The 19072-nt window shown below is 41.6% G+C and carries 17 protein-coding genes; 7 read left to right on the forward strand and 10 right to left on the reverse strand.

What is annotated here, in order from left to right:
* Positions 1 to 7 precede the first annotated feature (7 nt).
* The 4 genes from ACMVDV_RS10560 to ACMVDV_RS10575 all read right to left on the reverse strand — a co-directional run bounded on the left by ACMVDV_RS10560 (position 8) and on the right by ACMVDV_RS10575 (position 5062).
* Positions 8 to 841 (reverse strand): DUF3034 family protein, encoded by an 834-nt coding sequence (locus ACMVDV_RS10560; protein WP_416158088.1) that lies wholly within the window; start codon positions 839 to 841, stop codon positions 8 to 10.
* A complete protein-coding gene (locus tag ACMVDV_RS10565) occupies positions 828 to 3140 on the reverse strand; it encodes an EAL domain-containing protein (protein WP_416158089.1) in 2313 nt (770 codons plus the stop codon). Before ACMVDV_RS10565 ends, ACMVDV_RS10560 begins: the two co-directional genes overlap by 14 nt.
* Positions 3130 to 3792, reverse strand: coding sequence for a methylamine utilization protein (locus ACMVDV_RS10570; protein ID WP_416158090.1), 663 nt, complete (start codon positions 3790 to 3792; stop codon positions 3130 to 3132). The genes ACMVDV_RS10565 and ACMVDV_RS10570 overlap by 11 nt, the downstream gene beginning before the upstream one ends.
* A 163-nt stretch (positions 3793 to 3955) precedes the next feature.
* Entirely contained in the window at positions 3956 to 5062 is a 1107-nt protein-coding gene (locus ACMVDV_RS10575) for a phosphoribosylaminoimidazolesuccinocarboxamide synthase (protein WP_416158091.1), read from the reverse strand.
* A gap of 184 nt (positions 5063 to 5246) precedes the next feature.
* Between ACMVDV_RS10575 and ACMVDV_RS10580 the strand changes: the two genes are divergently transcribed.
* From ACMVDV_RS10580 to ACMVDV_RS10590, 3 genes are read left to right on the forward strand one after another with little or no spacing between them, the layout of a single operon-like run.
* Positions 5247 to 5936, forward strand: coding sequence for an ABC transporter ATP-binding protein (locus ACMVDV_RS10580; protein ID WP_416159086.1), 690 nt, complete (start codon positions 5247 to 5249; stop codon positions 5934 to 5936).
* Positions 5933 to 7195, forward strand: a complete 1263-nt coding sequence (locus ACMVDV_RS10585) for an ABC transporter permease (protein ID WP_416158092.1) — start codon at positions 5933 to 5935, stop codon at positions 7193 to 7195. The genes ACMVDV_RS10580 and ACMVDV_RS10585 overlap by 4 nt, the downstream gene beginning before the upstream one ends.
* A 10-nt stretch (positions 7196 to 7205) precedes the next feature.
* Positions 7206 to 7706 (forward strand): DUF3299 domain-containing protein, encoded by a 501-nt coding sequence (locus tag ACMVDV_RS10590; protein WP_416158093.1) that lies wholly within the window; start codon positions 7206 to 7208, stop codon positions 7704 to 7706.
* Between the two features lie 51 nt (positions 7707 to 7757).
* Here the strand turns inward: ACMVDV_RS10590 and mutM are convergent, their stop codons facing one another.
* Together mutM and ACMVDV_RS10600 are read right to left on the reverse strand one after the other, a co-directional pair.
* Complete coding sequence (gene mutM, locus ACMVDV_RS10595; protein ID WP_416158094.1) at positions 7758 to 8567, reverse strand: bifunctional DNA-formamidopyrimidine glycosylase/DNA-(apurinic or apyrimidinic site) lyase; 810 nt, start codon at positions 8565 to 8567, stop codon at positions 7758 to 7760.
* Positions 8560 to 9087, reverse strand: coding sequence for a hypothetical protein (locus tag ACMVDV_RS10600; protein WP_416158095.1), 528 nt, complete (start codon positions 9085 to 9087; stop codon positions 8560 to 8562). Before ACMVDV_RS10600 ends, mutM begins: the two co-directional genes overlap by 8 nt.
* 160 nt (positions 9088 to 9247) lie before the next feature.
* Between ACMVDV_RS10600 and ACMVDV_RS10605 the strand changes: the two genes are divergently transcribed.
* Entirely contained in the window at positions 9248 to 10174 is a 927-nt protein-coding gene (locus ACMVDV_RS10605) for a manganese-dependent inorganic pyrophosphatase (RefSeq protein ID WP_416158096.1), read from the forward strand.
* 229 nt (positions 10175 to 10403) lie between these two features.
* On the opposite strand, the gene rpmG is transcribed toward ACMVDV_RS10605, so the two are convergent.
* The 3 genes from rpmG to radC all read right to left on the reverse strand — a co-directional run bounded on the left by rpmG (position 10404) and on the right by radC (position 11758).
* Positions 10404 to 10559, reverse strand: a complete 156-nt coding sequence (gene rpmG / locus ACMVDV_RS10610; RefSeq protein WP_004335545.1) for a 50S ribosomal protein L33 — start codon at positions 10557 to 10559, stop codon at positions 10404 to 10406.
* 11 nt (positions 10560 to 10570) lie between these two features.
* Positions 10571 to 10807: a 50S ribosomal protein L28 gene (rpmB, locus tag ACMVDV_RS10615; RefSeq protein WP_004335549.1), complete on the reverse strand. Its 237-nt coding sequence runs from the start codon at positions 10805 to 10807 to the stop codon at positions 10571 to 10573.
* A gap of 276 nt (positions 10808 to 11083) precedes the next feature.
* On the reverse strand, positions 11084 to 11758 hold the full coding sequence (gene radC, locus ACMVDV_RS10620; RefSeq protein ID WP_304179471.1) for a RadC family protein: 675 nt from the start codon (positions 11756 to 11758) through the stop codon (positions 11084 to 11086).
* 155 nt (positions 11759 to 11913) lie between these two features.
* On the opposite strand from radC, the gene coaBC reads away from it, so the two are divergent.
* The 3 genes from coaBC (at position 11914) to ACMVDV_RS10635 (ending at position 16748) form a co-directional block, all read left to right on the forward strand.
* Positions 11914 to 13131, forward strand: coding sequence for a bifunctional phosphopantothenoylcysteine decarboxylase/phosphopantothenate--cysteine ligase CoaBC (gene coaBC / locus ACMVDV_RS10625; protein WP_416158097.1), 1218 nt, complete (start codon positions 11914 to 11916; stop codon positions 13129 to 13131).
* Positions 13132 to 13246: 115 nt separating this feature from the next.
* The gene (gene slmA / locus ACMVDV_RS10630; RefSeq protein ID WP_192542381.1) at positions 13247 to 13834 is read left to right on the forward strand and encodes a nucleoid occlusion factor SlmA; all 588 of its coding nucleotides are present in this window, start codon (positions 13247 to 13249) and stop codon (positions 13832 to 13834) included.
* Between the two features lie 142 nt (positions 13835 to 13976).
* Positions 13977 to 16748 carry a prolyl oligopeptidase family serine peptidase gene (locus ACMVDV_RS10635; RefSeq protein ID WP_416158098.1) on the forward strand — a complete coding sequence of 924 codons (2772 nt, stop codon included), beginning with the start codon at positions 13977 to 13979 and terminating at the stop codon, positions 16746 to 16748.
* Positions 16749 to 16831: 83 nt separating this feature from the next.
* Here ACMVDV_RS10635 and ACMVDV_RS10640 read toward each other — a convergent pair whose 3' ends face one another.
* Positions 16832 to 19006, reverse strand: a complete 2175-nt coding sequence (locus ACMVDV_RS10640; protein ID WP_416158099.1) for a YgiQ family radical SAM protein — start codon at positions 19004 to 19006, stop codon at positions 16832 to 16834.
* Between the last annotated feature and the right edge of the window lie 66 nt (positions 19007 to 19072).

Genomic DNA, 19072 nt, shown 5'->3' on the forward strand with positions numbered 1-19072 from the left:
TTGAACATTACCAATACCCTGTTACCGATAAGTACCAACCAGTTTGATCTTCAGCACCTGCAATACGGCCTAGATCAAGGTATGCGGCGGTGATACTTATATATTTATTTGGCACCCAAGCAACAAACACATCTTGCCAATCTTGCTCACCCAACCCGAGATTATTTGACTTTTGTCGATATTCTATACCAACGGCAATTTCTCGAGTTAAGAAAATAGCCGTGCTGGCCTCAAATAACAGCGTTTCACTACTATTAGCGCCACCGTAGCCGAGTAAGCCGAGCTGATTTGCTTCGCTATACCGCGTGGTTATATTCCAGAACCAGTTATAACCGGCAACGGCCCCTAAATGTAACTTACTCGCGGCTAGATAAATATCAGTACCAGAGGTATCTTCAGCGCCCACAAGCGTAGCAACAGTGCCATCATCAAGAGACTTATGCTGTGCGCCGAGTGTTAGCTGTGGCCAGTCACTGTACACAATATCGCCATAGAGCCTCACCTTAACACCACTGATTGCTTGCTCTATTTCCGTATCAAGTGCTGGTACAGCAAAGTTTTGCTGTGCATAACTGAGTTCAACCCGATTAAATAAGTTAATTTGGGCACCGCATACATCTAAGCTGTAATCAGTAACATTGGCACGACTACAAAAGCCATTAATAGCAAACTCATCTTCGCTAGCATAACCGGCAAGCTGTGCCCAAGGCACGATACCACCGCCACCACTGCCTTCTACTTGCGACACCCCAGGTGTTGCTAATAGCTTACCTTTTGATGCAAAGGTATCAAAAGCAGGTAATGCGATAACAGTTAACAATAATAATTTAAACTTGTTCATTATGCTGCTCCAGCCATTGTTCAAACACATCCGCTTTGAGTGGCCGACTTAAGTAGTAACCTTGCACATGATCACACTGCATTTTTTGTAGCAACTCAAGCGAAGCCAATGTTTCAACCCCTTCAGCTACCACAGAGAAGCCTAGCTGATGGCCTAAGGTGATCGTTGATTCAACAATAAATTGATCTTTTTCAGATTCATCTAGTTTTAAAATAAAGCATTTATCAAGTTTCAGCTCATCAATCGGTAGCATTTTTAAACGACCCAAGGATGTTTGCCCAACCCCATAATCATCCAGCGAAATTTTTACGCCAATAGCTTTAAGGTTTTCCAATGCTAGGATCCCTTTTTCTTCATTTTCAATCATATCGCGTTCGGTTAATTCAATAGTAATAAGCGCAGGGGCAACCGAAAACTGTTTTAAAGTGCGTATTAAATTTGCATGAAACTCTGGGTAAGCGATATCTTGAGCTGAAACATTAATAGCAGCTTGCATATAAATACCTTGCTGTTGCCAAAGCCCAACCTGCGCTATTACCGTTTTAACAACCCATCCAGTTAACTCAACAATTAAGCCAGATTGCTCTGCTAAATCAATAAATAGCTCTGGCGATACCCAGCTACCATCCTTGCGTTGCCAACGAATAAGCGATTCCACTTTATTGATTTGTTGTGTGGCAATATGTAGTTTAGGCTGATAGGTCATAAATAATTGACCATCATCATCATGAATCGCTTGTTTGAGCTCATCGATCATAATGAGTCTATCAAGATGAGCCTCGTCCTCACCAGGCAGATAATAATGAATATTTTCATGGGCACTTGCGGCGCTATCCACAGCAATTAAAACGCGACGCATTAAATCATCCGCTTGCAAGCCTTGTGAAGGATACTCCACTACACCAGCACTAAAGCGTAGGTTGATTTTAAGCTTTTGAATAGTATAACTCGCTTGTAACTGCGCCATTAACCCAACAATACCACTTTTAAGATTGCGCCCCGCACCACTGGGGAAAACGGTTAAAAATTCATCACCACCAATACGCGCATGTAAACCGCCAAACTCATCTGAAAACTCAGCAATCCGTAACGCCACAGCTTTTAAGCAATCATCACCAATACGAGGCCCTAGCTTATCGTTAATATGCCTAAGACCACGAATATCGATTGCCACTAAAGTGTATTCTTGGGTTTTTTTAAGGTTTTCATTCAACACTTCCAGCATTGCAGAACGATTATAAAAGCCAGTTAAAGAGTCATGTTTTGCTGCAAAGCTAATTTGTTGTTCACGCTCTTTAATATCATTACCCATGTTTTTAAAAGCATCTATCAATGTAGCTATTTCATTGCTTTGCTTTTTGCTCATCGCGTCAACACTGTAGTTTCCTCGGGCAAACTGCCGCGCTAAAGTCACTAATTGTGATAATGGCATGGTTAAGTTTTTGGCCAATAAACTACTGGTAATAACACCGATAAAAATCGTTAAAGACGCGAGAATGACTAACGTGTAAAACAGCCGCTCAAATTCACTGTAACTTTGTGTTAGATCAGCACTCAGTAATACATTAACGGGATGATCGTCAAGGGAAGGTAGGTGTACATCGCGATTGCGATATACCAGTTGTTCACCAAAAATTCGTTGCGTGGTTGTTTTATGAAAATATTCAGTCGGAATAAACGGCGTCGGGCGCTCTAACAAAGAGCTTTTAACCAAATTATCGCTGTTAGCAATAAAGCTTACATCCATACCGGTTAAGTTTTTTAGCTCAACCGCAACCTCATCATCAATTTTAAAGCCGACTAAACTGTGCGCGATAGTACGTGGGGCTTTAATAGGTAATAAAATAACCTGATATAGCTCATTATTTAGCACAACAAAGCTAGATTGCTCGGTATTGTTGAGCAACTCACTCATTAACGCTTGTAAATTATTATCAAAGTCTTGTTGTCGATTAGTTGATACTAACTTACCAGATAAGTCCAATAACAACATTAAATCAGCATTAATTCGCTGACTATGATTATACAATGCGCTACTAATCGTATTTGCATCTTTAGTGGCAACCGCTTGTTTAAAACCAAAATCAGCAGTCAATACTTTTGCAGCTGTGAGCAATAAACTTTCTTTCGACGCTAAGTACTGCTTATAGACATTTTCAGCCACATTAATATCTTGGGTGACCTTTTTTTCATTAAATTGACTAGTCGACCACCAGAAACTAAATAAGCTCATAACTGTAGTTAATAACACTAAGCCTACACATAAAATAGTTATGCGATTTTTTAAACTATTTGTCATTCCCACCCTTAAACTTGCTACCAAAAGTATTGCGTGGCTTAGGCTCAGTTGTTTGCAGTGTTACTTGTAAACTATGAGGTGCATTTACAGCTAACATTAAAGGCTGTTTTTCTTCGAGTGTGTTCTTTTGTAATGAGTACCAAAGACTTAGCTTTACAGGTAGTGTTAGCCCATTTAGCTGCACATTTCCCAGTTCATCACTTTGATAAACATGAGAACTTTTAGCTACATAAATATACCCTAACATAGAATCATGGATATTACAGCCAAGCACTACGACCCCTTGATTCTCAAATGTGATCGGGCTTTCTGGTTGTCCCGAATAAAGTTTCAATTGAAATGGTTTAGCTTGAGAAAAAGAGTACACATGATGGCGAATATTATCGCTATTTGGAAAGTTGACCTGCTGCCCCTGCTGAGCAATTAACAGTGTTGGTGAAAACTGTTTATCGACTTGATCCATGATCAGTACCGGTAACTGTTGTGATGACTTATTACCACCTTCACTAACAAGTTCTACTACTGCATTTTTAAGTGGCTGCCCATGTTGATCAACGATATTGAGCGTAACGTCTTGTGCAAAGGCTACATATGAACACGCCATTGTTAAAAGAGTCACAATGCTTTGGGTTGCCATTTTTTGCAACTTCATTTAGTCATCCTCGGTAGGGCGAACACTAACCTATGAGTATCGCTAATTAATCTTAGGTTAAGTTAATTAGAGACTGACTCCAAATGCAAGAATAAAAGCCCAGTTACACTAAATAATAGGAAAACTTAAGGCTTTTAAACAACAGCAAGCAAATAACTAATGACTAAAGCTTGGAAATCAAGCCATATTGTTGATCCAAAATAGTTATAACCTCTGCGCGAGGATCTGTTGGAATAGCGATATCGTAGCCAACTATTTTACTGGCAATGCCAACATATGTTTCTGACACAGATAACATAACTGATTCAGGCAGTATGTAATCTTTAGCAAGTTGCTCTCGCTCAGGCATACGGTCTTTATTCAGTAACACATCGCTATCAGGTACATTACTAATTAATAATTGGCGGAACCCCTCTTTAGAGTTCTCAACAATTTTTCCATCACGATACGCAGCACCATCCCAAATGCGCGATGAATCAGGCGTACCGACTTCATCGATGTAGATAAGTTTATCTGTACCATCAATATCTTCTACATAGCCAAACTCAAACTTTGTATCGACGAAGATTTGATCCAATTTAGCCAGCTCAGCGCTAATTAAGGTAAAACCTTCAACAAGAAGTTTTTCGTATTGCGTAACATCATCTTCAGACTTAAAGTTAAACACAGTTAAGTTATTAGTGATATTGTCACGAGTAATATTTACATCATCCACAGCAGGAATATCTGCAACGCCAGTAATAATACCTTTCGTTGATGGCGTAATTAACACATCATCTAACTGCTGATTAGCGGTTAAGCCTTCAGGTAATTCTAAACCACAAAAATTACGAACGCCTTTGCTGTAATCACGCCACATGCTGCCAGTTATATACTGACGAGCAATTGCTTCTACTTTTACGGTACTGGCTTTACGAACAATCCATACATACGGATGCGGAATATCAACAATATGATTGCCCGCCAGACCTGCTTGATCAAATAGCTTAAACCAGTGCGATGCAACAGTATTTAACGCCATGCCTTTACCTGGTACACCATTTAGGCCATTTTCACCTTGCCAAATACAATCAAAGGCAGAGATACGATCGGAAATTACCATAATAGCCAGCTCAGTACCTTTAGGTACTTGATAGCCTTTTTCGCTGATCAAACGTGCGCTGTCTTCGTCTGTTAACCAATAAACTGAACGTACTTTGCCACTGTGAACGGGGCCCTTAGTGCGTATTGGTAAGTCATCGTTTACGTCTAAAACTTTATAGCTAGTCATGCTATCTCCGGGTGTATGGCATGCCCATTACAGGCACAGGTATGGAATTGGGGTTATAAGCCGCTAATAATAATCGAGACCGAAGGAAATCACAATTAAAGCACTATGTGATTTAACGCAGTTTAGTTGGTATTTTGTTATGTACGTTATAAGATAACATCAAAATCCAGCAGTAGTTTATGTGATGATTAATATAAAGCAGCTAAGTTTTAAATGGCAAAAACAACAAGCCAAACCCACTTTAGCAATTGCATCCCTTGGGATTGCTAAGGGGGAACATGTATTTTTACATGGCCCCAGCGGCTGCGGTAAGTCCACGTTCTTATCATTGCTTGCGGGGATAAATCGGCCAACATCGGGTAGTTTAAATATTTTTGGCTGTGAACTAAGCAAGCTAACTAACAGTAAGCGTGATGCTTTTCGTGCTGATCATATTGGCTATATTTTTCAAAACTTTAATTTATTGCCCTATTTATCGCCGATTGAAAACGTGACATTAGGTTGCCAATTTTCAAAACAGCGGCAAAAAAAAGCACTCGTAAATAGCATTACTCTCAACAAAGAAGCGGCACGGCTATTAAATGCACTTGGCTTAGACGAGCAATTCCACCAGCAAAATGTGGCTAGCTTAAGCATAGGCCAACAACAACGGGTTGCAGCGGCACGGGCTTTTATTGGCAGCCCTGAGCTTATCATCGCCGATGAACCAACCTCAGCCCTTGATACACGTAATCGCCAAGCATTTATTACGCTACTGTTCGAGCAAGCTCAAGCCGCTAACAGCACCCTCGTCTTTGTAAGTCACGATGAAAGCTTACAACCCTTGTTTAACCGTAACATTGATTTAATCGCGTTACAGGAGCAAGTTTCATGATCCTAATAAAACTTGCTATAAGCAGCCTATATAACCGCCGCGCTAGTGCATTCTTAACCCTATTCACTATTGCTATCAGTGTCATGCTGCTATTAAGTATTGAGCGTGTGCGGGTTGATGCCAAAAGTAGTTTTAGTAATACTATTTCTGGTACTGATCTAATTGTTGGCGCTCGAACAGGCGATATACAGTTGCTATTATCGTCTGTGTTTCGTATTGGCCACGCTAATAACGCCGTGAGTTGGCAAAGCTATCAATATATAAAACAGCAACGCGGCGTCAAATGGACCATTCCGCTGTCATTAGGTGATAGCCATAAAGGCCAAGCTGTACTTGGTACTTCCGCTGACTATTTCCAGCATTATAAATTTGCTAAAAAACAATCCCTTAGCTTTAGCCAAGGCCGCCCTTTCCGCCATTTAAATGAGGTAGTACTAGGTGCTCAAGTCGCGGCGAACTTAGGCTATACCCTTGGCGATAGCATTGTTATTTCTCACGGTATGGGTAATACCAGTTTTCATCATCATGATGATAACCCTTTTACTGTGGTCGGCATTTTAAACGCTACAGGCACACCTGTTGATAAAACCTTGCATATTCCTTTAGCTGCCATTGAACAAATCCACAATACTAACCACACCAGCCATGAACATGAACATGAACATGAACATGAACATGAACAGCATGATGACTTAATTGGCGAACCAAAACAGATCACCGCGTTTTTAGTTGGTTTTGATTCACCACTTTATACTCTGCAAGTAAGGCGCAACATTAATCAATACAAACCTGAAGCGTTGCTTGCCATCATGCCAGGCGTCACTTTGCGTGAGTTGTGGGAAATGCTCACCATTGTTGAAAAAATCTTACTGCTGTTTTCTATGGTGGTGGTACTGGTCAGTCTACTTGGCATGCTCACTACTTTATTAGCGAGCCTCAATCAGCGTCGTCGCGAATTAGCTATTTTACGCTCAGTCGGTGCAAGGCCTTGGCACCTGTTCGCCTTGATCAGCATTGAATCATTACTCACAACATTTTGGGGTTGCCTAGTTGGTTGCGGGTTATTTTATTTACTCATGTCTCTCGCAGCAGGCTATTTACAAAGTCATGCAGGGATCACAATCACTATAGCAATGCTATCAAGCTATGAACTGATGCTGATCGGCGCTATTATGGCGGCCGGTTTTATCGTTGGTTTAATACCAGCTACCCGCGCCTATTTTTACTCACTGTCTGATGGCATGAGCATTAAAATTTAAGAGGAACACCATGCAGTATTTTCAAAAACTCACTGTAGTTTGCTTAGTTATTTTTAGTTTTGTTTTGAGCTTTAGTAGTTTTGCCAACGAACCCAAAGAAATTTTTTGGGAAGATTTAATCCCCAAAGGGCATGTGCAAATAGACACCCAAGATCAAGCCAGCCATGAAGGAACAGAGCAAAACTGGGTGCAACCGGATTTAGAGGCCCCAGTTGTTAAAGAGCTAAATGAGCAATCAGTCAGTTTACCGGGGTTTGTTGTACCACTTGAAGGTGACAGCGAAGTGATCACTGAGTTTTTACTGGTGCCGTACTTTGGTGCTTGTATCCATGTGCCGCCACCGCCACCAAATCAAATTGTTCACGTGACGATTAAAGGCGGCGTACCAATTGAAAGCCTATACGATGCCATCGTCGTTACAGGTATTATCAGCACCGAAACTTGGAGCGGTGACATAGCCCAAGTGGGTTATAAAATGACAGCCGTCGGTGTCGCACCATTTGAACTGTAAATCAGATGTGTTGAGCTTAGCGCTGCAAATGCAAGCTCAACATGCCCTAGATTATTTTTGGCACTGACTACAAAACACCGTACTGCGTTGCCCTAAACGAATTTCAGTTAATAGCTTTTTGCAACCTATACACGGCTCACCTTTGCGGCCGTACACTAAAAGTTGTTGAGCAAAGTAGCCGGGCTTGCCATCACTTTGCGCAAAATCCTTTAGCGTTGTACCACCTTGGGTGATAGCCGCAGCGAGTGTCTCTTTAATAATTGGCACTAATTGCTGATAACGCGCCAGTGATACTTTACCAGCTTCGCGCTTTGGATGAATACCGGCTTTAAAAAGAGATTCATTGGCGTAAATATTACCCACCCCAACCACCACAGCGTTATCCATAATAAATTGTTTAACCGGCACCTTTTTGTTACGCGACTGCTCGTATACTCGCTTCGCAGTAAATTCATCAGTAAGCGGTTCAGGGCCCAACTTACTCAATAAGCTATGACACTCCCCAGGAGCTTGCCATAAACAACAACCAAACCGACGTGGATCATTTAGTCTCAGTGCTTTACCGTTGGCAAATATAAATTCGATATGATCATGTTTTTTTAATGGTTCGTCTTTATCAACAACCCGTAAATTACCCGACATCCCCAAATGTAAAATGACACTGCCCAGTACACACTCCAGTAGCAAATATTTTGCCCTGCGCTCAACAGCTAACACAGGTAAACTATTGATTTTATAAACATCATCAGGCACAGGCCAACGCATACTCGGGTTATGAATACTCACCTTAGTGACGGTTTGCTGCAAAATATGTGGGGTGATCCCCATTCGGCTAACTTCAACCTCTGGTAATTCAGGCATTCGATATAGGCTCGCTGTGTGAAAAATTAAAACTTGGAAATAACCGCTGCGCAGTCTCTTGATCAAGCAATAACAGCCGTTGATTACTTTTATCTAATAAATAGTAACCCTCTGGTGCGCGGTATAATTGATATAACCAAGGCAGTTGCTCGCCTGCAAGCCACACAGTGGCAACAGTTAGCGCGGGATTATTATGAAATGTTGGCTGATTCTCTACGACCGACAGCTGCATGCTTTGCCATTCATTGATTAATGCGACAAGATTAACCGTTGTTGCTTGCCATATACTTGCTGGTGCATTTTTAACTAATGCAGTAGCACGCCATGACGTACCTATACGCTCTAGTTTTTGCTCAGGAAATTCGAGCGCTAAAATAAAACTTTGTGCCGGTAACACACTTTGTACGCTAGGTTGTTCTGGCCCACTGTTAAGTTTGGTGTGTAATCCATTAAAAAAGAAAATCATTAACAGCATGGAAAAAATAACAACATTGTTCCAGCCCTTGCGGCCTAACTGCATGTGAGTTCTTCCTAAAAGATTCAATTAGTTAAAGTGTAACCAAAAATATGTCAAAATGGCAGTCGAAATTTGTTATGCAATATTATTAAAATTCAGCAGTGGTAATGTGCCAAAGTTAGATTACTTTGCTAATATACGGCAAAATTTAAGGAGTTCCGTCATGTCAATGTATGTAGTGGGTCATAAAATCCCAGATTCAGATTCTATTTGTGGTGCAATTGCACTGGCTTATTTGAAAAACCAAATTGAAGAGCCTGCCATTCCAACCCGTCTTGGTGAGATTTCACCTGAGACACAATTTATTCTTGATAAGTTTGGCTTTGAAGCGCCAGAGCTAAAATTAAGCTACGCAGGTGAAGACGTATACATCGTTGACCACACAGAAAAAACCCAAGCACCTGATGATATCGACCAAGCACGAGTTGTGGGTGTTGTTGATCACCATAAACTAGGCGATTTAACCAGCTCTACACCACTTGAGTGTTGGATCCGTCCTGTTGGCTGCTCAAACACCATCATTAAAATGATGTATGATTTTTACAATGTTGAAATTCCTAAAGACATTGCTGGCATCATGATGTGCGCCATTTTAAGTGACACGGTTATTTTCAAATCACCAACCTGTACCACTGCTGATATTAAATGTGTTGAAGCACTTGCTGAAATTGCAGGTGTTGCAGACTTTAAAGAATTAGGTATGGATATGTTCCGCGTTAAGTCTGCGGTTGAAAACACACCAGCACGTGATTTAGTGATGCGTGATTTTAAAGACTTCAACATGAACGGTAAACTAGTTGGTATTGGTCAATTGGAAGTTATCGACCTTGCGGTATTTGATGACATTAAAGCCGACCTTGAAGCTGATATTGCCAAGCTTAAGGAAGAAGGCGGACGCCACTCTGTATTTTTACTACTTACCGACATTATGAAAGAAGGTTCACAAATGCTAATCGTCTCTGACGATGCAAACATTGTAGAGCAAGCTTATGGTGAAACACCAAAAGACGGTAAAGTATGGTTAGACGGCGTACTGAGCCGTAAAAAGCAAGTAGTGCCACCGCTACAAGATGCTTTTGCAAAGCTTTAAAGTGCTAAATGCTAAATGCTAAATGCTAAATGCTAAATGCTAAATGCTAAATGCTAAATGCTAAATGCTAAATGCTAAAAATATTAACCTTGTGGGTTTTGCCTGCAAGGTTTTTTTATACCTGAAGCTCGAGACTGACGGCTGACGGCTGACGGCTGACGGCTGACGGCTAGCTTAAAACAAAAAACCCAGCCTAAGCTGGGTTTTTGATATTCATAAAAAACTAAAATTACTTGATTTTAGCTTCTTTGAAAAGAACATGTTTACGGATTTTTGGATCAAACTTTTTGATTTCCATTTTTTCCGGCATGTTACGCTTGTTCTTGTCGGTAGTGTAGAAAAAACCAGTACCAGCTGTAGAAACTAAACGGATCTTATCACGCATGACTCAGGTCCTTAAACTTTAACGCCGCGAGCACGGATTTCTGTAAGAACCGTGTCGATGCCTTTTTTATCGATAATACGCATACCTTTAGTAGTAGTGCGTAATGTTACAAAACGTTTTTCACTTTCAACCCAAAAACGGTGTGTTTGTAGGTTAGGTAGGAAACGACGTCTAGTCGCGTTTCTCGCGTGTGAACGGTGATTACCAACCGCAGGACGCTTACCTGTAACTTGACATACTTTAGACATGTCTATATATCTCCAATAACTTCGCTCGAGCTTAATTTTCCCCTAGGCTATGTATTTTGTGCCCCAGGGATAAATCGAAGGGCGCTCTTTATACAGCTTATACAGGCAAAGATCAAGTGATTGATCTAATCCAATCAGCTCATGTGTAAATTTGATAGCGGCTAATTATAAAGATCGAATGCCCTTAGGGAAAGTAAAAACTGCATTTAAATTAAACTAATTTGCAAATAAGTACTAAACCGCTCATTTTTAACACGCTTAGTGATTTGAATGCACTTAAATCAAGCCTCGTTCTGCGAAGGAAACGCAATTATCTCCGCCAACAATGATGTGATCCAAAATATTTATATCGACTAATTGCAAAGCTTGCTGCAATTTAGTGGTAATTAATTTGTCAGCTTGGCTAGGTTCAGCAATACCAGATGGATGATTATGAGCCAAAATCAGCGCTGCTGCGTTATTTTTTAAGGCCGCTTTGACAACTTCTCTTGGGTAAACAGATGCGGCGTTAATTGTGCCATAAAAAAGCGTTTCTTCTTTAATTAATCTGTTCTGACTATCTAAATACAACACCATAAAGATTTCTTGCTGTAAGCCACGCAGCTCAAGCGTTAAATAGTCATACACCGATTGTGGTGAATTAAATACCGCTTCGCGCTGACACTGCTCCATCATATAGCGACGACTCAACTCCAGCACAGCCTGTAATTGCACAAACTTCGCAGTCCCCAAGCCTTTTTGTGCGCAAAAATCTTCGATTGATGCATTAAATAAGTTATGCAGAGTTTGATTTTGTGTCATTAAATGTTGTGCCAACTCCACTACATTCATACCAGGTAAACCCGTTCGTAAAAAAATAGCCAATAACTCGGCATCACTTAACGACTTAGCCCCTTTGGCTAATAACTTTTCACGTGGCCGTTGATTACTGGGTAAAGAGGTAAGTTGCATTATTTCGTCCCTGAAAAGTAGTATTATGATTTAACTGTAATGCAAAAAAAAATTTTCGCCTGTTTAACTAGCAATAAAATTCCCTATTAAACCTTCGTCCATAGCACAAAGATTTGCTATCGTTAGCACATATCGACAAAGAGTTTCAGCAGAGTATGACAAAGTTAATGACCAATTTACCGACAGCACGAGCAAATAAAAAAATTGTACTGGGGATCAGCGGTGGTATTGCCGCTTACAAATGTGCCGAACTAGTTAGGCGTTTAAAAGATCATGGTTGTGATGTCAAAGTCGTCATGACCGAATCAGCCAAACACTTTATCACACCACTTACCATGCAAGCAGTCAGTGGTGAAATAGTGTCAGACTCTTTGCTCGATCCCTCTGCTGAAGCCGCAATGGGCCATATTGAATTCGCAAAATGGGCTGATTTAATTTTAGTTGCACCAGCTACCAGTAATATCATTGCTAAAATGGCCGCTGGCATTGCCGACGATTTACTCACCACTTTATTGCTGGCAACCCCCGCAAAAGTAGCCGTAGCGCCAGCGATGAATCAACAAATGTATGCCCACCCGGCCACGCAAGCGAATCTTATGACTTTAGAACAGCGCGGCATTGCAATTTGGGGGCCAGGCAAAGGTGAGCAGGCCTGTGGTGATATAGGTGCAGGACGCATGCTTGAACCCCATGAACTTGTTAGTTTATGCACACAGCCTGCGCAGCCACAAATACTAGCAGGTAAAACCATTACAATCACCGCAGGCCCGACCCGTGAAGCGCTCGATCCAGTGCGCTTTATATCGAATCACAGCTCAGGAAAAATGGGCTATGCATTAACACAAGCAGCCTTACTATTAGGTGCTAAGGTTAATTTAATTTCAGGCCCAGTGACAATCGCCGCACCGGCTGGTGCTAACCTGATTAAAATAGAAAGTGCAGAGCAATTACTTGAACAAGCGCTTATTTTTGCCCCTCAATCAGATGCATTTATTGGCTGTGCCGCCGTTGCTGACTACCGCGCTGCCGCGGTTGCCGAGCAAAAAATGAAAAAACAAGGAGACGAACTGACTGTTACATTAGTGAAAAATCCTGATGTGATTGCTGCCGTTGCCAACTTAACGGATGGCCGCCCTTATACCGTGGGTTTTGCTGCTGAAACGCAAAATGTTGCAAGTTATGCAAAAGGAAAATTGACCAATAAAAACTTAGATATGATCTGTGCTAATGACGTATCACAAAGTGGCCTTGGCTTTAATTCAGATCATAATGCTTTAACATTATTCTGGCACAATGGGCAAAAAGAATTAACTATCGATACCAAAAGCGCATTAGCACTGAGTGTAATGACAGAGCTTGCGAAACGGTTGTAAAAAGGCTGGCAAGAAGCTGAATAAAACATTAACATAGCCTTAATCGCTTGTTCAAAAAGTGAGTGGTATTCAACCACAAAAGCTAAGTAAATTATTATAAAAGAAAGGAATGTTCATGCCTGCGACAAAAAGAAGTAATCGCAAAGAGCAAATACTACAAGCACTCGCACAGATGTTAGAAACCAGCCCAGGTCAACGTATCACAACAGCAAAACTAGCTGCTGAAGTAGGTGTATCTGAAGCAGCTCTATATCGTCATTTTCCGAGTAAAGCACGGATGTTTGAAGGCTTAATTGAGTTTATTGAAGACACGTTACTTTCGCGTATTAACTTAATTCTTGAAAATGAAAAAGAGACGCAAAGCCGTGTCTATAATATTTTATTGTTACTGTTGGCCTTCGCTGAAAAAAACCCCGGTATCACCCGCATTTTAACGGGTGACGCACTGCAAGGTGAGCAAGAACGGTTACGTGAGCGTGTACAAGGTTTGTTTGAAAAGCTTGAAACTCAGCTAAAACAAGTACTACGTGAACGAAAACTGCGCGAAGGCAAAACCTTTCAAAGTGATGAGCTAACTATAGCCAACTTTTTACTTGCCTATATCGAAGGCAAAATGAATCAATTCGTACGCAGTGACTTTAAAGCTAAGCCTAGCGCGCAATTTGAAAAACAATGGCTAGAGCTACAGAAGATCTGGCTTTAGCTCCTAAAATAAGCAACCTTGCGAATTTCCTCGCAAGGTTTTTTATTCGTTCAACCGCGATTTTCGGCCGCTTATCGTTTCTACTCGAATTGTTTAACAAACCCGTTATGATGGGGATGATGAAACAACAAGAGAATCAAGAATGAAAGCCCAACTTTCCCTACTAAGCATTGCCCTCGTTGCAAGCCTAAGTAGCGCAGCCGCCCACGCAAAAGATGCGCTACAATTTAACAATGTATTCGGTTTTAAAACCGCTAAAACAACACAATTATCTGAAAACGGTGAAATACTCAGCTTTAGTGCCACCCCATATCGCGGCGATGCAACAGGCCAAGTTTATACTTTAAACAATAATAAATTACTCGCCGAAATTGAGCGCGGCACTCAACCTACAATCAATAAAGCAGCCAACTGGGTCGCCTTTACCCAAGTCCCTACTTTGCTTGAAAAAGAAACCACAAAAAAGCAAGACAACTTAAAAAACAATCTGGTTTTGGTTAATACCATCACTGGCGAACAGCAGGTTTTTGAGAACGTTAAAGACTATCAACTCGCTGATGACGGTAACTGGTTAGCTTATCGTTTAGATAAAAAAACGGCTAAAGACGCTGATAGTGACGACATCGATGACGCTAAAAGTGCAGATAAAGCCAGTGAAATCAAACCAGACAAAAAAGACAAAGCATTTGACTTAATTGTTGTAAATTTAAAAGATAAAACAACTGATACAATAAATAGCGTGTTTAGTTACGCTATTAATGCATCTGGCAGCGAGCTGCTTGTCAGCCAAAGCTACCCTGACGGTAACGATAACCAAGTTGCGTTAATTACATTAAATAATAGCTTGGCTGCGAGTGTATTAATTGATGAGCCAGGCGTTGTAGCAAATAAAATAGTCTGGCATCCAACTAAGAATATTGCCGCATTCACGCTCGGCAATTATGTAAATGACGATATGCGCCGTCGCGATCACCAGCTAAAACTGTGGCAAAACGAACAACTCACAGATATAGCTTCCCCTGAAAAAGATTGGACTATCGGTAAAACGGCAAAACTACGCTGGTCTGAAGACGGTGAGCGCCTGTACTTTGAAAATCACCCTAAGTTAGCAGCAAAAATTACAGAAAAGAAATACACAGATCAAACCTCGCTATTTGACTACGATACGATACGCGCACAAAAGGGCCTTAATGTTTGGCATAACAACGATGCTGAAATAAAACCCCGCGAAGAACAACAATGGAACGAGAACAATAAAAATCGTCATTATCAGGCGGTTTACCACCTTAATGGCAAACAAGTCGCACAACTAAGTACGGTTGATATGCCGAGCGTGGCACTGAATACCAATCGCACGGCATTACTTGGTTCCTCCGATTTACCTTATTTAGAGCGCGTAATGTACGGCGGCTTTTTTGCCGACTATTATGCTGTGAATGTTCAAAATGGTGAGCGCAAAGCAATTATCAGTGACTACCCATTTAAACCTAGCCTATCACCCAGTGGACAATACGCTACTTACTTTGAAAATAGCCAAGTGCAACTTAAAGATTTAGGTAGCAATAAAGTAAGCACCCTAACAAAAGCAATTCAAGCAACGTTCGCCGATGATCAACACGATTACCCATCAGCTCAACCAGGTTATGGTGTTGCAGGTTGGCTTAACGATAGCAGCCAAGTATTGGTATATAGTAAATACGATATCTGGGCGTTTGACGTTAACACCCTCAAAGCCACACGCCTGACACAAGGCAAAGAAAACAACACGCAATATCGAGTTATCAAACTTGATAAAGACCAAGTTGGCTTTAAACAAGATGAAATTTTGCTACTTAGCGCGACAAACTTACAGCAAAAGCAAACTGAAATCGCAAAACTTAACCTTGTAGATAACTCTGTCAGCAAAGTATTAAGCGGTAAAAAACGCTTTGATGTAGTGAAAAAAGCCAAACATGCCGACAAATATTTATTTACCGAGCAAACGTATCAGCAATTCCCTGATTTTTATCAAAGCGACTTTAGCTTTAATAAGCCACAACGCGTTACTAACTTAAACCCACAAGTGAATGATTTTGCCTGGGGCCAACAGCCTGAACTTATTAGCTATAAAGGCTTTGATGGCGAAGACTTACAAGGCGTGTTAATTAAACCTGCGGGCTATAAAAAAGGCGATAAAGTGCCGGTAGTTGTGTATTTCTACCGCTATATGAGCCAGCGCATGTTTGATTTCCCTGCGATGGAATTAAATCACCGCCCTAACTTCCCAATGTTTACCTCAAACGGCTATGCGATTTTCTTACCTGATATTCGTTTTGAAATCGGTCATCCAGGTAAATCATCAACGCAAACCATGATCAACGCCACCCAAAAGCTGATTGATTTAGGGATTGCCGACCCTGATAAAATTGGCTTACAAGGGCATTCATGGGCGGGTTATCAAAGTGCCTTTATGATCACTCAGACCGATATGTTTAAAGCCGTGGTATCGGGTGCGCCAGTGTCAAACATGACCAGTGCTTACAGCGGTATTCGTTTAAAATCAGGGCTAGCGCGTCAGTTCCAATATGAAACAGGGCAAAGCCGTATCGGTAAAACTTTATTTGAAGCGCCGGAGCTTTACATCGAAAACTCACCGGTATTTTTTGCCGATAAAGTCAATACACCAATCTTAATTATGTTTGGTGATAAAGATGACGCTGTGCCATGGCACGAAGGTGTGCAGTATTATTTAGCGCTGCGCCGTGCCGGTAAAGATGCCACATTCTTGCAGTATGAAGGTGAACCGCATCACTTGAAAAAATTCCCTAACCAAGTGGATTTTTCAATTCGGATGATGCAGTACTTTGATCACTACTTAAAAGGCAAGCCAGCCGCGAAATGGATGACCGAAGGTGAAGCGTTTATTGAAGAATAAGCTGAAGAATAAGCTGCAAAACAAGCGGCCATAAACTAAAACGCCCAGCAAATGCTGGGCGTTTTAGTATGCTACGTGAAAGGTTACCTAGACTGCAGACGATTACCGCCAACCTTAGGCTTGGTATTGGCTTTTTTAAACTGGCTAAAGCCGGTGTGGCGGCTAAGCGCTGGACGCCCACCCTTACCTGCTTTAAGCGATTTTTCGTCACGGGTTTCTTCTGGCACTAAACAGTTAGGCCCTTTACCAATCAACTTTGCTTTACCCATACTGCGCAGTGCTTCACGGATCATCGGCCAACCTGCAGGATCGTGATAACGCAATATCGCTTTATGTAAACGACGTTGACGCGCGCCTTTTGGCACCGGCACTTGCTCGGTATTATTTTTAATATTACGCAGCGAGTTCATCCCAGTGTGATAAATCGTGGTGGCATTAGCCATTGGTGACGGATAAAAATTTTGCACTTGATCTAGTTTAAAATCGTTCGACTTTAACCACAACGCCATGTTCACCATGTCTTCGTCTTTAGTGCCAGGATGCGCAGAAATAAAATAAGGGATCAGGTACTGCTTTTTCCCTGCTTCTTTTGAGTATTTATCAAAAAGCTCTTTAAACTGATCATATGCGCCCATGCCTGGTTTCATCATTTTCGATAATGGCCCGTCTTCGGTATGCTCAGGCGCAATCTTTAAATAACCACCCACATGATGGGTTACCAGTTCTTTGACGTAACGAGGATCTTGTACCGCTAAATCGTAACGTACGCCTGAAGCTATTAGGATTTTTTTCACCCCTTTAACTTCACGGGCCTTTTTATATAACTCGATTGTTGGCGTATGGTCGGTATCCATATGCTTACAAATATCTGGATACACACACGATAAACGTCGGCAGGTACTTTCGGCTTTTTTGCTCTTACAGCGCAGTTTATACATGTTTGCTGTTGGCCCACCAAGGTCTGAAATAACCCCTGTAAATCCTGGCACTTTGTCACGAATTTGTTCAATTTCTTCAATAATCGATTCTTGAGAACGGCTTTGAATGATCCGCCCTTCATGCTCAGTGATTGAACAGAAACTACAGCCCCCAAAACAACCTCGCATAATATTAACTGAGGTTTTGATCATGTCGTAAGCGGGAATTTTTGCAGTACCATAACTTGGATGCGGAACACGCTGATAAGGCAATCCAAACACCGCATCCATTTCATGAGTTTCAAGCGGATACGCAGGTGGGTTCACCCAAATAGAGCGATCGCCGTGACGCTGGAATAACGCACGCGCACAACCAGGATTGGTTTCTTGATGTAAAATACGTGATGCATGGGCATACAGTGGCTTGTTAACACTGACTTGTTCAAACGCAGGCAGCTTAACGTAGGTTTTTTCCCACGGTTTAGGACGCGCTGGTTGAATAGTAATTGGTTTAGCGGCTTCGGCTTGTAAATCAATACCCGCTTTTTTAAATTCGCTTTTGCCACAACCTACGTCATCGGCACCGTACGGATTAGGAATTGGGTCTATTTTGCCAATTTTATCGATTGCTGTGGAATCACTGCCACGCCAGCCAGGTAATGGCTCTTTACGAATAACCGCCGTACCGCGAATATCCTGAATGGTATCCATCGTCTCACCACCAGCAATACGATGCGCGACTTCAACAAGTGGACGCTCAGCATTACCGTAGATAAGAATATCGGCTTTGGCATCAAATAAGATACTGCGGCGAACTTTTTCTTGCCAATAATCATAATGGGCAATTCGGCGTAGGCTGGCTTCAATACCACCTATCACAATTGGCACGCCTTTATAGGCTTCGCGGCATTTTTGTGAATAAATCATCACCGCGCGATCTGGGCGTTTACCGCCGATATTACCTGGGGTGTAGGCATCATCATGGCGCATACGCTTTTCAGCCGTATAACGGTTGATCATCGAGTCCATGTTACCAGCGGTAACACCAAAGAATAAATTGGGCTTGCCAAGTGCCATAAAGGCATCTTTTGATTGCCAATCAGGCTGTGCAATAATACCGACTCGAAAGCCTTGTGCTTCAAGTACGCGGCCTATTACTGCCATACCAAAACTAGGATGGTCAACATACGCATCGCCACTAATTATGATTATATCGCAGCTATCCCAGCCAAGGGCATCCATCTCTTCGCGTGTCGTTGGTAAAAATGGCGCGGTGCCGTAACACTCAGCCCAATATTTAGGGTATGAGAATAACGCTCGCTTGGCTTTAAGTGCGCTCATAAAAAAGTAACCAATTGCTTTAAAAAAGGTCGCAAAGTATACCCGAATTAATCTTCAAACGATATT

It is taken from the genome of Pseudoalteromonas sp. ASV78 (assembly GCF_047806705.1).
Lineage (GTDB): Bacteria > Pseudomonadota > Gammaproteobacteria > Enterobacterales > Alteromonadaceae > Pseudoalteromonas > Pseudoalteromonas prydzensis_A.

Coding starts and splice junctions, on each gene's coding strand:
- mutM (WP_416158094.1), bottom strand. CDS start 8,567: ATGCCTGAATTACCAGAGGTTGAAGTTAGCCGAATGGGGATCACCCCA.
- ACMVDV_RS10580 (WP_416159086.1), top strand. CDS start 5,247: ATGATTAATATAAAGCAGCTAAGTTTTAAATGGCAAAAACAACAAGCC.
- ACMVDV_RS10570 (WP_416158090.1), bottom strand. CDS start 3,792: ATGAAGTTGCAAAAAATGGCAACCCAAAGCATTGTGACTCTTTTAACA.
- radC (WP_304179471.1), bottom strand. CDS start 11,758: ATGCAACTTACCTCTTTACCCAGTAATCAACGGCCACGTGAAAAGTTA.
- ACMVDV_RS10640 (WP_416158099.1), bottom strand. CDS start 19,006: ATGAGCGCACTTAAAGCCAAGCGAGCGTTATTCTCATACCCTAAATAT.
- ACMVDV_RS10585 (WP_416158092.1), top strand. CDS start 5,933: ATGATCCTAATAAAACTTGCTATAAGCAGCCTATATAACCGCCGCGCT.
- ACMVDV_RS10565 (WP_416158089.1), bottom strand. CDS start 3,140: ATGACAAATAGTTTAAAAAATCGCATAACTATTTTATGTGTAGGCTTA.
- coaBC (WP_416158097.1), top strand. CDS start 11,914: ATGACAAAGTTAATGACCAATTTACCGACAGCACGAGCAAATAAAAAA.
- rpmG (WP_004335545.1), bottom strand. CDS start 10,559: ATGCGTGATAAGATCCGTTTAGTTTCTACAGCTGGTACTGGTTTTTTC.
- ACMVDV_RS10575 (WP_416158091.1), bottom strand. CDS start 5,062: ATGACTAGCTATAAAGTTTTAGACGTAAACGATGACTTACCAATACGC.
- slmA (WP_192542381.1), top strand. CDS start 13,247: ATGCCTGCGACAAAAAGAAGTAATCGCAAAGAGCAAATACTACAAGCA.
- ACMVDV_RS10635 (WP_416158098.1), top strand. CDS start 13,977: ATGAAAGCCCAACTTTCCCTACTAAGCATTGCCCTCGTTGCAAGCCTA.
- ACMVDV_RS10605 (WP_416158096.1), top strand. CDS start 9,248: ATGTCAATGTATGTAGTGGGTCATAAAATCCCAGATTCAGATTCTATT.
- ACMVDV_RS10560 (WP_416158088.1), bottom strand. CDS start 841: ATGAACAAGTTTAAATTATTATTGTTAACTGTTATCGCATTACCTGCT.
- ACMVDV_RS10600 (WP_416158095.1), bottom strand. CDS start 9,087: ATGCAGTTAGGCCGCAAGGGCTGGAACAATGTTGTTATTTTTTCCATG.
- ACMVDV_RS10590 (WP_416158093.1), top strand. CDS start 7,206: ATGCAGTATTTTCAAAAACTCACTGTAGTTTGCTTAGTTATTTTTAGT.
- rpmB (WP_004335549.1), bottom strand. CDS start 10,807: ATGTCTAAAGTATGTCAAGTTACAGGTAAGCGTCCTGCGGTTGGTAAT.